Source organism: endosymbiont of Ridgeia piscesae (assembly GCF_001443665.1).
GTDB classification, from domain to species: Bacteria; Pseudomonadota; Gammaproteobacteria; order Chromatiales; family Chromatiaceae; genus Endoriftia; species Endoriftia persephonae.
In genome coordinates this window covers 226121-239669 of sequence record NZ_KQ557116.1, presented here as the reverse complement: position 1 = coordinate 239669, position 13549 = coordinate 226121, and the positions used below count along the sequence as shown (strand labels likewise).

The 13549-nt window shown below is 59.1% G+C and carries 12 protein-coding genes; 5 read left to right on the top strand and 7 right to left on the bottom strand.

Annotation, left to right across the window (positions count from 1 at the left end; genetic code table 11):
- Window positions 1–169 precede the first annotated feature (169 nt).
- Window positions 170–898 (bottom strand): LytR/AlgR family response regulator transcription factor, encoded by a 729-nt coding sequence (locus Ga0074115_RS02250; RefSeq protein WP_057956329.1) that lies wholly within the window; start codon window positions 896–898, stop codon window positions 170–172.
- Window positions 895–1971 carry a sensor histidine kinase gene (locus Ga0074115_RS02245; RefSeq protein WP_057956330.1) on the bottom strand — a complete coding sequence of 359 codons (1077 nt, stop codon included), beginning with the start codon at window positions 1969–1971 and terminating at the stop codon, window positions 895–897. Before Ga0074115_RS02245 ends, Ga0074115_RS02250 begins: the two co-directional genes overlap by 4 nt.
- A 55-nt stretch (window positions 1972–2026) precedes the next feature.
- Here Ga0074115_RS02245 and argH point away from each other — a divergent pair, with 55 nt between their 5' ends.
- The 4 genes from argH (at window position 2027) to Ga0074115_RS02225 (ending at window position 7627) form a co-directional block, all read left to right on the top strand.
- A complete protein-coding gene (argH, locus tag Ga0074115_RS02240) occupies window positions 2027–3421 on the top strand; it encodes an argininosuccinate lyase (RefSeq protein ID WP_057956331.1) in 1395 nt (464 codons plus the stop codon).
- A complete protein-coding gene (locus Ga0074115_RS02235) occupies window positions 3418–3792 on the top strand; it encodes a nucleotide pyrophosphohydrolase (protein ID WP_057956332.1) in 375 nt (124 codons plus the stop codon). Before argH ends, Ga0074115_RS02235 begins: the two co-directional genes overlap by 4 nt.
- Window positions 3793–3981: 189 nt before the next feature.
- Window positions 3982–4797 carry a sensor domain-containing diguanylate cyclase gene (locus Ga0074115_RS02230; protein WP_057956333.1) on the top strand — a complete coding sequence of 272 codons (816 nt, stop codon included), beginning with the start codon at window positions 3982–3984 and terminating at the stop codon, window positions 4795–4797.
- A 4-nt stretch (window positions 4798–4801) separates the two neighbouring features.
- Window positions 4802–7627, top strand: coding sequence for a class I adenylate cyclase (locus Ga0074115_RS02225; protein ID WP_057956334.1), 2826 nt, complete (start codon window positions 4802–4804; stop codon window positions 7625–7627).
- 41 nt (window positions 7628–7668) lie between these two features.
- Here the strand turns inward: Ga0074115_RS02225 and Ga0074115_RS02220 are convergent, their stop codons facing one another.
- From Ga0074115_RS02220 to Ga0074115_RS02200, 5 genes are read right to left on the bottom strand one after another with little or no spacing between them, the layout of a single operon-like run.
- Complete coding sequence (locus Ga0074115_RS02220; RefSeq protein ID WP_005958482.1) at window positions 7669–7872, bottom strand: SlyX family protein; 204 nt, start codon at window positions 7870–7872, stop codon at window positions 7669–7671.
- 5 nt (window positions 7873–7877) lie between these two features.
- Complete coding sequence (locus Ga0074115_RS02215; RefSeq protein ID WP_006475446.1) at window positions 7878–8210, bottom strand: ArsR/SmtB family transcription factor; 333 nt, start codon at window positions 8208–8210, stop codon at window positions 7878–7880.
- A gap of 10 nt (window positions 8211–8220) precedes the next feature.
- Window positions 8221–9078 (bottom strand): response regulator, encoded by an 858-nt coding sequence (locus Ga0074115_RS02210; protein ID WP_060528158.1) that lies wholly within the window; start codon window positions 9076–9078, stop codon window positions 8221–8223.
- A gap of 34 nt (window positions 9079–9112) precedes the next feature.
- Complete coding sequence (locus Ga0074115_RS02205) at window positions 9113–11428, bottom strand: hybrid sensor histidine kinase/response regulator (protein WP_060528157.1); 2316 nt, start codon at window positions 11426–11428, stop codon at window positions 9113–9115.
- 24 nt (window positions 11429–11452) lie between these two features.
- Window positions 11453–11917 (bottom strand): peroxiredoxin, encoded by a 465-nt coding sequence (locus Ga0074115_RS02200; protein ID WP_057956463.1) that lies wholly within the window; start codon window positions 11915–11917, stop codon window positions 11453–11455.
- Between the two features lie 327 nt (window positions 11918–12244).
- On the opposite strand from Ga0074115_RS02200, the gene Ga0074115_RS02195 reads away from it, so the two are divergent.
- Window positions 12245–13306: an XrtA/PEP-CTERM system-associated ATPase gene (locus Ga0074115_RS02195; RefSeq protein ID WP_005958487.1), complete on the top strand. Its 1062-nt coding sequence runs from the start codon at window positions 12245–12247 to the stop codon at window positions 13304–13306.
- Window positions 13307–13549: the final 243 nt, after the last annotated feature.

Sequence of the window (13549 nt, the reverse complement as noted above, 5' to 3'; positions counted from 1 at the left end):
TCGGAACTCCCTTCCTGCACTATGAATTCTAGTATTTGCGCCAAGGGTTTTGTTAACCACAGGCATTACAACATCGACTAACGCAAAAACTTTCCTATATCCGAGTCAGGCGCCTATACAAGATTGCAGAGCGAGCATTCCTGACACCCCCACAAGCCCAAACCTGCTCTCACCGGCTCAACCAGCGCCGTATCTCCGGCAAATGGCGGCGGCTCGCCTCCAGCCGCTCCTCACACCCCTGCAGACGCACCCAAGCACCGCCATTCGTCCCTCGCTCCAGCGCCACCAGCCGCTGCCGGGCGACCAGGGCGTTACGATGAATGCGCAACAGCTGTTCGGGATAACGCCCCTCCAGGCTCTTCAGGGACTCCTCCAGCAGTAGCTCGCCACCCGCATGGCGGGCCACTACGTATTTGGCCTCGGCCTTGAGATAGATCACCGCCTCGATCGGCAGGGTCTCGAGCCCGCCCCGATAGCTGGAGCGCAGCGGCGGGGCGCTTGACGCCTGTACCACGCTCAGCGCCACCAGCTGCGGTCGGGTCAGCCGCTGCGCCTGCTCAAGCGCCTGCTGCAGGCGCTGTTTGCGCACCGGTTTCAGCAGGTAGCCCACCGCATTCTGCTCAAACGCCTGCAGCGCGTGCTCATCATAGGCGGTGGTGAAGATCACCGCCGGCGGCGTCGCCATCTCAGCCAATCGTGCCGCCACTGTCAGGCCATCGATGCCTGGCATGCGGATGTCGAGCAGCAGCAGATCCACCTGCAGTTCGTCACACAGCTGCAGCGCCTGTTCGCCATTTGCCGCCATCGCCACTACCCGGTAATCGCCACCCAGCTCGACCAGCAGCGCCGTCAACCGCTCCCGGGCGAGGGGCTCATCGTCCACCAGCAGGATATTCATGTCTCACTCCAAGGGTAGGGGATCACCAACCGCACCTGATACATCCCATCCACCTTAGAATGAATCAGACTCGCCTCAGTATCGAAGCGAGCCGCCAACCGTTGGCGAATATTCTCCAGCGCCAGCCGGTTGCCTTCACGCACCTTCTCCGCGCTCTCCGGCGGCAGACTATTGCGGATACTAAGGTTGATGCGTCGGTGCCGGTAGCGGCCAACGATCTCGATACGCCCCCCCTCGGGCGCAGGTTCGATGCCGTGGTAGACCGCGTTTTCGATCAGCGGCTGCAGGGTCAGCGCCGGCAGGGTCGCCGCTTCAGGCAGATCCTGCAGATCCCACTCCAGCTGCAGCCGCTCACCCAGGCGCAGGCGCTCCACATTCAGATAGTGACGCGCCAGCTCCAGCTCACGCCCCAGGGTCGAGTCACGCTGTGCATCGCCGAAGGCGGCGCGGAACAGATCCGCCAGATCCTCCACTACCCGTTCAGCCAGGACCGGGTCGGTGCGGGTCAAGCTAGCCACCGTATTCATGCTGTTAAACAGGAAGTGGGGACGAATCCGCGACTGCAACGCCTGCAGCCGCGCCGCGCTCTCCGCCTGCTGCTGCCGACGCCAGAGAAACTGCAGATAGAGATAGCGCAACAGCAGCAGGCCAACGATAGCGGCGATCCCCAGATAGCGCAGTAGCGCCTCCCAGTCGGCACCGTCGAAGGGGCGGTAGCTGGCGCTGGTCAGCATTCGCGCCGCCTCGCAGGCCAGCAGGGTTGTCAGCAGCAGCAACAGCCAGGCCGACACCCCCGCCACCCGGTTGCCAAACCGGCACAGCAGGGGGCGCAGCAAGCAGAGCAGCAGCGCACTGCTCAGGGCGATCCACTGCACCACCAGCGAGAGGCTGCTCAGCTCGGTCCAGAACCGCGCTAGCGGCGTCGCTGACGCCAGCACCAGTAGCAGCGCCAGTAGCTCGGCAGTGACCACCGCCCCGAATACCGCCCGGATCGAGCAGAAGTTGGGCAGAAAACAGCCGCTATCGCTTGTGCCCTGCCGCTTCGATTCGTCACGCCTTTCCACCTGATGCATGGAACATTCGCCTGTATAATGGTGCGCTTCCGGCCCGTTATTAGGATAGCCCCAGATGAGCGACAACAGCGCCTCCGCAAAACTCTCCTCCGCCCGCCTCAGCGCCCCCACCGACGCCTTTGTCGAGGCCTTCACCGCCTCGGTCGAGTTCGACCAGCGTCTCTACCGGCATGATATCGAGGGCTCCATCGCCCACGCCACCATGTTGGCAAAACAGGGCATACTGAGCGAAGCCGAACGGGACGCCATCATCCAGGGACTGGAGCAGATCCGCGAGCGCATCGCTGCTAGCGAGTTCGACTGGTCGATCGCCCAGGAGGATGTGCACATGAACATCGAGGCGGCGCTGACCGCCGAGATCGGCGACGCCGGCAAGAAGTTGCACACCGGCCGCTCCCGCAACGACCAGATCGCCACCGACATCCGCCTCTGGCTGCGCGATGAGATCGAAGTGATCCGCGACGGCATCCTGCGTCTGCAGCAGGCGCTGCTCGACCTGGCCGAGCGCGAGGCGGAGACTATCCTGCCCGGCTTCACCCATCTGCAGACTGCCCAGCCCATCACCTTTGGTCACCACATGATGGCCTGGTTCGAGATGCTGGAGCGCGACCGGGAGCGCTTCGCCGACTGCAACCGGCGGCTCAACGTGATGCCCCTGGGGGCCGCCGCCCTGGCCGGTACTAGCTACCCCATCGACCGCCACTACACCGCCGATCTGCTCGGCTTCGAGCGCCCCAGCGAGAACTCGCTGGACTCGGTCTCGGACCGGGACTTCGCCATCGAATTCAGCGCCGACGCCAGCATCCTGATGATGCACCTCTCGCGCTTCTCCGAGGAGCTAATCATCTGGTCTTCAGCCCAGTTCGCCTTCATAGAGCTCTCCGACAGCTTTTGCACCGGCTCTTCGATCATGCCGCAGAAGAAGAACCCGGACGTACCGGAGCTGATCCGTGGCAAGAGCGGGCGCATCTTTGGCCACCTGATCGGCCTGCTGACTCTGATGAAGGGACAGCCGCTAGCCTACAACAAGGACAATCAGGAGGATAAAGAGCCGCTGTTCGATACCGTCGACAACCTGCAGGGCTCGCTCAAGGTGTTCGCCGAGATGATGCCCGGTGTCACCTGCCGCAAGCAAAACATGCGCGAGGCGGCGATGAAAGGCTTCGCCACCGCCACCGACCTGGCCGACTACCTGGTGGGCAAGGGGATGGCGTTCCGTGATGCTCACGACGTAGTGGGACGCGCCGTCGCCTTCGGGGTGGCCGAGGGGCGCGACCTCTCAGCGATGAGCCTTGAGGAGCTACAGGGCTTCTCCGCAGACATCGAGGAGGATGTCTTCAAGGTGCTCACCCTGGAGGGGTCAGTGGCCGCCCGCAACCACATCGGTGGCACCGCGCCGAGCCAGGTACGAGCGGCGATCGGCAGAGCAAGGGAGCGGATCAACCAATGAGCAGCGAGCCCACACCGCAGACTGACAGCCTGGCGCAGCTCAACCAGCACCTCAAGACGTTTGCCCAGACACGCAACTGGGAGCAGTTCCACTCGCCGAAAAATCTCTCGATGGCGCTGATCGCCGAGTGCGCCGAGCTGGTCGAACATTTCCAGTGGCTCAGCGAGGAGCAGAGCTATCAGCTGCCGCCAGACAAACACGATGCCGTGGCGCTGGAGATGGCAGACATCTTCATCTACCTGATCCGCTGCGCAGAACGGCTCGATATCGACCTGATCGAGGTCGCCCAGCGCAAGATCGAGATCAACGAGGCCCGCTATCCCGTAGACAAAGTCTATGGTGATGCCCGTCGCGCCTCTGAATATGAGTGATATGAGGTTTTCCTCACTCCGGCTTCAGCACATTTTTCACGCCAATGATCCGGGATTTCCCCTAAAGATTTTTTTTCCCCTGTCGCTAACTGCTGCGTAGATTGCCGCAGCCCAATTGCTGCGGTCGCATAACGTCAGCCGCTCCGTCGCGCTGGCCCGGGCATTAAAATTGAATCTGGAACTCCGGTCATGAGTGATCTGATCAACTTCAGTAAAGCGTTTTTCGAAGCCTGCCCCACCGGCATGCTGGCTTTCGACCAAGACTCCCGCATCTGCTGGCTCAACCCGGCCCTGGAGCAGATGCTCCATCTCGACTCGGCCGAGCTGATCGGCAAAGATAAACAGACCCTGCCGGAAGGGCTGCACCCCCTATTCGATGAGAGCGACATGCTCCACACCTCCATCAATGGCGATGGCGAACGCTGGTTCCGCCGGGAGATCCGCGAGATCGACGACTCGAAACCCGGCCCTCTGCGCATTCACTACTATCAGGACATCAGCAGCCAGATCAGCACCCAGCTTGAACGCGACGTGCTGAAGAGTCAGGTGGAGGAGCTGACCATCACCGATGAGCTGACCGGTCTCTCCAACCGCAAGGCTACCCTGCAGGCACTGGGTGTGCAAGTGACACGCAGCCGCCGCTACGGCAATCCGCTGACCCTGGGGATAGTGGAGATCAGCATCCCCAACGCCCCCGAAGAGCCCGTACCCGAGCCGCTCATTCTTACCTTTGCGCACTACCTACGTGACCGACTGCGCTGGGCCGACACCATCGGCCGCTACCAGAGCAATCTATTTATGCTGGTGCTACCGGAGACCAGCCTGGCCGATGCCGGGGTGCTGCTCGAAAAGATCGTGCAGGAGTGTCACGAGGGTGCGCTCAGCCTGCCCGATGAGACGCCACCGCCACTGATCCGCTACGGACTCGCCCATTGGGAGAAGGGCTTCGATCCGCAACGCCTGATCGATTCCGCTCAGCAACAGCTTGAGGATACCACCAGCTAGAGCGATGCCTGAATCGCGCGCCATTAGTTTTGATGAGGGAATCAGCCGCAAAGATCTGAAGATCATCCGGCTGCGCTTCCAGCGACTCCACCGGGAGCGGCTGCGGCGCATCCTGGGGGAGCTAAGACCCACGCAACAGGATCTGCTGCAGCTGTTGCCGCTGCTGTTTCACATCAACCATCCGGTACTGCCAGGCTATATCAACAGCAAGGTGCCGGCCGGCATCCCTGACTTCAGCCCCTCCCGTAAGGCTTTGGAGGCAGCCCACCACCTGAATCGCAGCTTCGATTACAAAAAACGCGCCCACCGAGTGTTTCACATCCTCGGCCTCTACCTGATGGGCAGCATCGGCACCATCGGCCAATCGTCTGGCAGCGACTTCGATCTCTGGCTCTGTCATGCCCCGAACCTCTCGGAGAAGCAACGCCAGAATCTGCAAAAAAAGATCAATGCGATCGAACAGGAGGCCGATGCACTCGGTATCGAACTGCACATCTTCCTCGTCGATCCAGAGCGGTTTCGCCGCCGGGAGGCCACCAAACTCGATGCCGAGAGCAGCGGCAGCACCCAACACAGCCTGCTGCTGGAGGAGTTCTATCGCAGTGCGGTAATGCTGGCCGGCCTCCCCCCCCTCTGGTGGCTGGTGCCCCCCGATAAGGAGCAGGACTATCAGCGCTACACTGAAAACCTGCTGGCAAAGCGTTTTGTCGAGCCCAGTGACCTACTCGATCTGGGCGGCCTCGATCAGGTCCCTGCCGGGGAATTTTTTGGCGCCGCACTCTGGCAGCTCTACAAGGGCATCGACTCACCCTACAAATCGATCCTCAAGATCTTCCTGATGGAGGCCTACAGCAAGCACTACCCTGACACCCCGTGGCTTGCCCTGCAGACCAAACGCGCTATCTACGCCGGTGAGACCGATCTTAACCAGCTCGATGCCTATATCCTGATGTATCGTCAGGTGGAAGAGTACCTGACACAATTGCAGGACCAGGAGCGCCTTGAGCTGGCCCGGCGTTGTCTCTACTTCAAAGTCGACCAGCCGCTCAGTCGCCTCTCGACACATCATCACTGGCGCACCCGCGAGCTGCTCAAGCTGACCCGGGAGTGGGGCTGGAGCCAGACTCAGCTGCAGATGCTTGATACCCGTCCAGAGTGGAAGATCGACCGGGTAATCCGTGAACGCAACGTGATGGTCAGCGTGCTCTCGCGCAGCTACCGCCTGCTTACCGACTTTGCCCGCACCCATGCCCAAACCAGCACCATCGACCCGATGGAGCTCAACCTGCTCGGACGCAAGCTCTACACTGCACTGGACCACCGCCCCGGCAAGATCGACAGCATCAATCCCGGCATCTCAAAGAATCTTACGGAGAGTGAGCTATCACTCCACCACAGCCCCTCGAAGGCCGGCACCCTCAGCTGGATGCTGTTCCGCGGTAAGGTCGAACAGGCCGATCAACAGCAGCCGATCAAGGTCACCCTCAATCTGGTAGAGATGCTGCTCTGGTGCCTGCTCAACCAGGTCTGGGGAAGCGCCACCTTGATCCATCTATTTCCCAGCCACGGCCCGATCAAACGCCACGAACTGAACGCCATCTTTTATGATCTCCAGCACCTCTTCCCGCAGCACAAGAGCGCACATGTGACGATTGACCAGCTCGCAGGCCCCGCCTATCCCACCCTAATCGCGCTGTTCGTCAATCTCGGCCAGGATCCGATGCAGCACCTCTCCGCTGAAGGAAAACAGCTCACCAGCGACCGCTACGATCCACTCAGCTACGGTTCAGCCCGTGCCAACCTATTGATCAATATGGAAGAGCTGGTGGTAACCAGCTGGGGCGAGCGGCTGGTGCTGCACCGGGAGGGGCCGGAAGGTCTGCTCGACTCTCTCTGTCAGTTGCTGACAATGCAGCAGCAGCCAAGCCAAATGCCAGCCCTGGCGCGCATCGAAGCATTCAGCCACGCTGCCAGCAAGGGCCCACAGGTAGCACAGCGACTGGCCGGACTGTATCGCCACATCCTGGGTTATTTCAACCAGCAACCGGGCCACGGCGGTCGTTACGCCTTTCGCATCAGTGAAGCGTTCTATCTAATCCAGCAGAAAGAGCAAGGCTTTCAGTGGCGTAACCTCGACTCCTTCGAACGTTTTCTGCAGGCGCTGGAAATACCACAGCATGTGTTTCAGCCTCTGCAGATCGACCCCCGCATCCTGCACCAGACTCCCTACCCGGCCCTCTATCGGCACAATAAGCCAGATCTCATCCAGCTGTTTTTTCATGTACAACGGGAGTCGGTGCAGATCTACCTGCTGGATGAACAGGGTGCGCTGTTCCGCCAGTCGATGCTGATGGACAGCCCACGCTTCATGATGCTGCAGCAGCGGCGGTTTCTGAACAGCCTGCAACAGCTGCGACTGATGCTGCCAGGGGGGGCGGGCAACCTGCTCGCTGAGACCGAGTTTTACGAGCTGAAACAAGCGCCGTCCGGCGACTGGAGCATAGAACGGCGCCGAGTACCGCTGAACGGTCCGGACGACTACATGGAGCTGACCCTGGTCACCGACTCCCTAGCATCCGACGCCATGCCGGTGGCTCTGGTATGTGGTGATCGTGAGTTCAGCCGGCTTGAGTATGGTGAGATGATCTACAGCGCCACCGCAGGTTTTCTGCAGGGACTACGGGCAGGCAACAAGCGCTATCCAATCTATCTGACCTCGCTCAGGATCAGCAGCATGCGCCAGGATGAGGCACCAGCCACCGTGACCCTGCTAAAATTGAAAAGGGCGATTGAACAGAAGCTTAACCACGCCCTGAAAGAGCTTGGCTGAAGATTGCCCTTTTATTTTATGTCGATCGGAGTGAGCCGTTCTCAATAGTGCGGCGGAGGCGGCTCCACCGCATCACTTTCCAGTGGCGATGGCGTGAGCGCACGCAGTCGTTGGTGCACGGTCTCCAGCTCCGCCTGCAGCGCATTGATGACCTGCTGCTGATCCAGCAGCGCACGATTCAGTGCCTGGATGCTCTCTTCCTGAAAGGCCACACGAGTCTGCAAATCGATCAGCGCTTCATCCATCGTTTCTACCTCGGATAGCGGTCATCAAGATTGGCAGGGCAGAGCACATTGCGCATGGTGCCGATCAGGTCGAGTAACTGATGGTTGCGGATACGGTAGAAGATCCGGTTTGCCTCCTTGCGAGAGACCACAATGTTCTTGTTACGCAGCTGCTCCAGGTGCTGGGAGATGTTGCTCTGTGAGGTACCGGTACGCTCCACGATCTCACCGACAGACAATTCACTGTCGCCCAACGAACAGAGGATCTTCCAGCGCAGTGGATGCGCCATCGCCTTCAATGCATTGGCCGTTAGTACGGTATCTTCACCTTGGATTTCCGGGTCTGTTGGTTCACTCATGACACACTCCTCAGGATGCTGAATCAACTGCATCCTCTTCACGTACATATCCAGTCATATCTTTTGCAATGCAGATGATATGCTGAAGTTCCCCCGCCTCATCCTTCACTGCGGTGCGGGAGAACAGTATCGGCACCCGCCGACCATCCTTGGCGATGAACCGCGCCTCGATGCGGCTCAACGCTCCGGTCCGGATCAGGGCCTCAAGCCAGGTGCCGAAGAAGGCTCCCGCCTGCTCCTGCTCCTCCTCCTCGAAGATATCAGCGATAGTCATGCCAACCAGATCATCTTCAGGATAGCTCAGCATCTCACAGGCGGCAGGGTTTACCGATTCGATCTCTCCCTCCGGATTGAGCAGCAGCAGCGCCTCGCCCATATGGGTGAGGATATTCTCCAGATGGCGCTTCGCTGCCGCCAACTCCGCGGTGCGCTCTTTTACCTTCTGCTCGAGCACCCGGTTGAGGCCACGCTCCTTCTCGATCAAGCGGAAGTAGGTGCTGATCTTGTTGATCAACTGATTATCATCGATCGGCTTGAGCAGATAGTCCACCGCGCCGACCTCGTAACCCTTCTGCTGGAACGCCTCGGTCTTGAACGCCGCGGTGAGAAAGATGATCGGGATATCTTTGGTCTTGCTGCGGATCTTCAGCATCGAGGCAGTCTGGAAACCATCCATCCCCGGCATCTGCACATCGAGGATGATCAGGTCGATAGCCGGCTCATGCAGTGCGATGTCGATCGCCTGCTGGCCGGAATCCGCCTCGAACACCTGCACATCCATATGGCGTTCGATTAGGGTCCGCAGGGTAAAAAGGTTGTGCTCGTGATCGTCAACGATCAGTAACTTGAATCCGGTGTAGCGCTTCATCTGCTCCTGGCGGTCCGTCAGCTTGTCTCAATGGTCATGCGGGCAGGTGCCGCTCGATCACTGTTTTCAACTCCTCCATCTCGATCGGTTTGGAGATGAAATCATCAGCCCCCACTTCGAGACAACGCTCCCGATCTTCAGCCGTAGTGTCTGCAGTGAGCGCGATGATCGCCATGGCATTGAAGCGCGCCTCTTCGCGGATACGGCGGATCGTATCATAGCCATCCATACCCAGCATCATGGTATCTACCAGGGTGATGGCGAAGTCACTCTCTTCATTCAGCGTCTCCAGCACCTCGTCGCCATCCCCCGCAGCAGTCACCTCCAGACCCCAGCCCTCGAGCAGCGGCGTCAGGGCCAGCAGGTTGTTCAGATTGTTGTCGACCAACAGCAGACGCCCCCCCGTGAACGCATCCACAGGCGGCTCTTCCGGCTGCGATCGCGGCCGACTGACGGTAAGCAGAGAGGGCTGTTCCGGCGGCGGCTCTATCGCAGCATCAGCCGGCGGCTGCAGCGGCAGACAGAGAGTGAATCGCGCGCCCTGCTGCTCTTGGCTCTGCAGCCTAATCTCGCCTCCCAGCAGCTGCGCTAGCTGACGGCTGATGCTGAGCCCCAGCCCGGTACCGCCAAAGCGCCGATTGGTGGAGCCATCCGCCTGCTTGAAGGCTTCGAAGATCAGTTCGTGCTTCTCCTGCGGGATGCCGATACCGCTATCCTGCAGCGCAAAACAGAGCGGACAACAGGCGGAGTCCAGGTCTCGATAGACATGCAGGATTGCGCCGCCTTCTGCGGTAAACTTGACCGAGTTGGAGAGGAAGTTCTTCAATATCTGCCGCACCTTCTCCTGATCGGAGAGAAAGCCATCCGGCAGCTGCGGATCAAATTCCGCCTTCAGATAGAGTTCCTTAGCCTCGAACTGGGGCTGCACCAGCTCCAGCAGCTCCTCTACCATGCGCCTGATATCAATCTGATCAAGGACAAGGCCAGCCTGCCCGGCCTCGATACGCGAGAGATCGAGGATGTTGTCGATCAGCGCCTTCAGATCGCTGCCGGCCTCGTGGATCACCTTTAGCTGCTTGCACTGCTGCTCGCCCAGATTGTCCCCCTCCTCCCTCAGCATCTTCGACAGCAGCAGGATCGAATTCAACGGGGTGCGCAGCTCATGGCTCACATTCGCCAGGAACTCTGATTTGTAGCGGTTCGACTCCTCCAGCTGACGGGCATGCTCTCGTTGGGCCTGGGTGTGATGCGCATGAGTCTCGGCCAGGGCGGTGAGCTTTTCGCCTAGCTCTTCGATCTCCCGCGGGCCACGCCAATGGAACGCCACCGGTTGATCCGATTTCAGCACCCGCCCGATGCCATCGGCCAAGGTTTCGCTGAAATGGGCGATCTGCTGGGCAATCCAGCGCGATGAGAGCAGGACGATGATCAACGCCACCAACACGATCAAGATCACCCGCAACGAGAGGCTGGTACGAAACTCGGCCAGCGGAGAGGGGTCCACCGAACGCCCCACCCAGAGCGGGCCAGACTCTTCGGTCATAAACAGGGGCACCCAGATCACCTGCTGCTTATCTCCTTTCCAGAGCGCCAGGCTACCCTGCCTGAATATCTCCTCCAGCCCCTGAAAATCCGCAAACGCAAGCGGCCGAGTGTCGCCCTTGAGACGCTCTTCAAAGTAGGCGCCGTTGTTGGTGACCCACAGGGTGTCCCGGTAGGCTTGAGCCATGCCGCCGACGTCGATGCTGATCGCCACCGCTCCGATCGGCCCACCCGGCTTGGCCCGCTCGAACACCGGGCTGATCAGGGTCAGCGTCATCAGCCGACGCGGGTCGTTAGTGCGCTGATTGAGGCGAATCTGGCTCACTCCGACGAAACCAAATTCCCGCCTGATACTCGCCTGAAACAGTGCCTTTGAGGGCAGTTCAGGTTTTTTGACGGTTGGCTTCCACTGCTGGTCACGAGAATCCCGCTCCAGCCAAAAGCGCGGCCGCCCCTGATTATCGATGAAGAGAATCTGCACGATATCGAGCTGGCCGCGCAGGGTCTCATTGATCCAGCCGGTATAGCGCAGCCGGGCAGCATCGATCTCCGCCGACGACTTCTCAGGCTGCCGTTCCAGAATCGTGCCCGGCTCGGGGAGTTTCGCCAGCAGGCGCAGGATCACATGGCGGCTGGCCAGATGCTCGTCCAGATCCTTGAAATCGGCGCGCAAGTTTTGCAGGTGCGCCTTATGGTAGAACAGCTCCATCCGATCGAGCACGAACGGAAGGTTGATCGCCACCATAGCAATGAGCGGGATGAACCCGTAGAGAAACAGAAACAGCAGCAGTTGGGTACGTAGTTTCAATCCCTCATCCCAAGATTGTCTGACTCAGAGCTGCTGCACCAGCTGCAGCACCTCCGCGGCATGCCCCTTGGGCTTGACATCATAGAGCGCATGCCGGAGTACTCCATGCTTATCGATGATGAAGGTCGAGCGCACGATTCCCATGCGCTTTTCTCCGTGCGCCTCTCGCTCCTGCCAAACTCCATAGGCCTCACACGCCTCGCCATCTGGATCGGCCAGCAGGCGCACCGTCAGACCATGTTTGTCACGAAACGCCGCATGGCTGACGCAATTGTCCCGACTCACCCCAAAAATCTGTGTATCGGACTGCTCAAACGTCTCAACCAGGTCCGAAAGTTCCACCGCCTCGATGGTACAACCGGTGGTGTCGTCTTTGGGATAGAAGTAGAGAACCAGGTTCTTTTTACCCATAAAGTCTGTGGATTTAACCATATACATATCGGCATCCGGCAATTCAAACTCCGGTGCCACCTCTCCGATTTGCAACATAAACGCTCCTTTTCGGTTATTGAAATTATGCGACGTTCATTAGGCATGGAAGATAGTTGAGCCGGTTTGGCAGCGTCAATAGGGGGAAACGCCCGATGCCAATCCCCCGCTTTTTCCAAGATATGAACCGATCAACGCTTTGCGGCTCATGCTGTATGCAAAGCAAACCTTTCTATGCATAATTGAGCCGGTGAAATTTCACGATTTTCGCAGCTGCCGCCGGGGTTCCCTGACAAGTCTTTACATGACTGGCCTAGGAATTAAGATCCCGACCCGGGCCAACGGGCACTCCAAGGGACGGTAAAGAGACCATACGGGCAAGATCTAATGTATGACGATTTCTACAAGCTGAAAGGCAAGCCCTTTCAACTCACCCCAGACCACAAGTTTTTCTTCAACAGTAAGGGCCACAACCGCGCAATGGCCTACCTGCGCTACGGTCTCGAGCAGGGCGAAGGATTCATCGTCATCACCGGCGGTATCGGAACCGGCAAAACCACCTTGGTGCGCAACCTGTTCCAAGAGATATCCAACAAAGATGTGATGGCCGCCCAGCTGGTCACCACCCAGGTCGATCCTGACGATATGCTGCGCATGGTCTGCGCCTCCTTCGGCCTGGCCCACGAGGGGCTCAACAAGGCCACCCTGTTGCATAATCTGGAGGCGATCGCCCGCACCCGTCATGCTGAGGGCAAGCAGATCCTGCTGGTGGTGGACGAGGCACAGAACCTGCCGGCCCGCTCTGTCGAGGAGCTACGCATGCTCTCCAACTTTCAGGTTGCTGATAAGGCACTGGTACAGACCTTCCTGCTCGGCCAGGAGGAGTTCAAGCGCACCCTGCAAAGCCCCGGCATGGAGCAATTCCGTCAGCGCATCATCGCTTCTTACCACCTGGAGCCACTCAGCGCTGACGAGACCGAAAAGTACATCAAGCACCGACTGCAGCTGGTCGGCTGGAAGAATGATCCGGAGCTCACTGACGAGGTCTTCAAGAAGATCTTCGACTTCACCAATGGCGTTCCGCGCCGGATCAATTCGATCTGCGACCGCCTGATGCTCTACGGTTGCCTCGAAGAGCTGCACACCCTTGACGACAAAGCCATCGACTCGGTGATCACTGAACTTCAGCAGGAAGTCAGCTACCAGCAGCCAAATCAGACACAACTCGCGTCAGTCTCGGAGATACACTCCAGTGGCAACCGGGCAGTCGCTGGCGGCGGTATCAGCATCTCGCCGGATGTAGAGATGAATGCCGAAGAACTGATCTACCGCATTCAGGACCTGGAGAAAGAGATCAGCAATATCAAGCGGACCATGCAGAACGAGCAGAAGTTGCTGCGTAAGGCGATCCTGCTGCAGATGGATATGGACGAGTTCGGCGACAATTAAGCCTTCCGAAACTTTGATATCGAAGAGAGGGGCCGCGGCAGCAAGCCGTTGCCCCTTTTTGTTTCAGTCGAGTTCAGGACCGAGTACTACATCGGCTTGGATAAAACCCCGCGCCTCCAGCGCCTCTGCAATATCATCCCATGAGTATTAATCGTTCCGAAAGTATTGGCAGTCTATTTTTGAACTTGCCAAAATATACTTTGTATCTGACATGCGGAAGAAACTCTTAATCAGCGAAGTGCG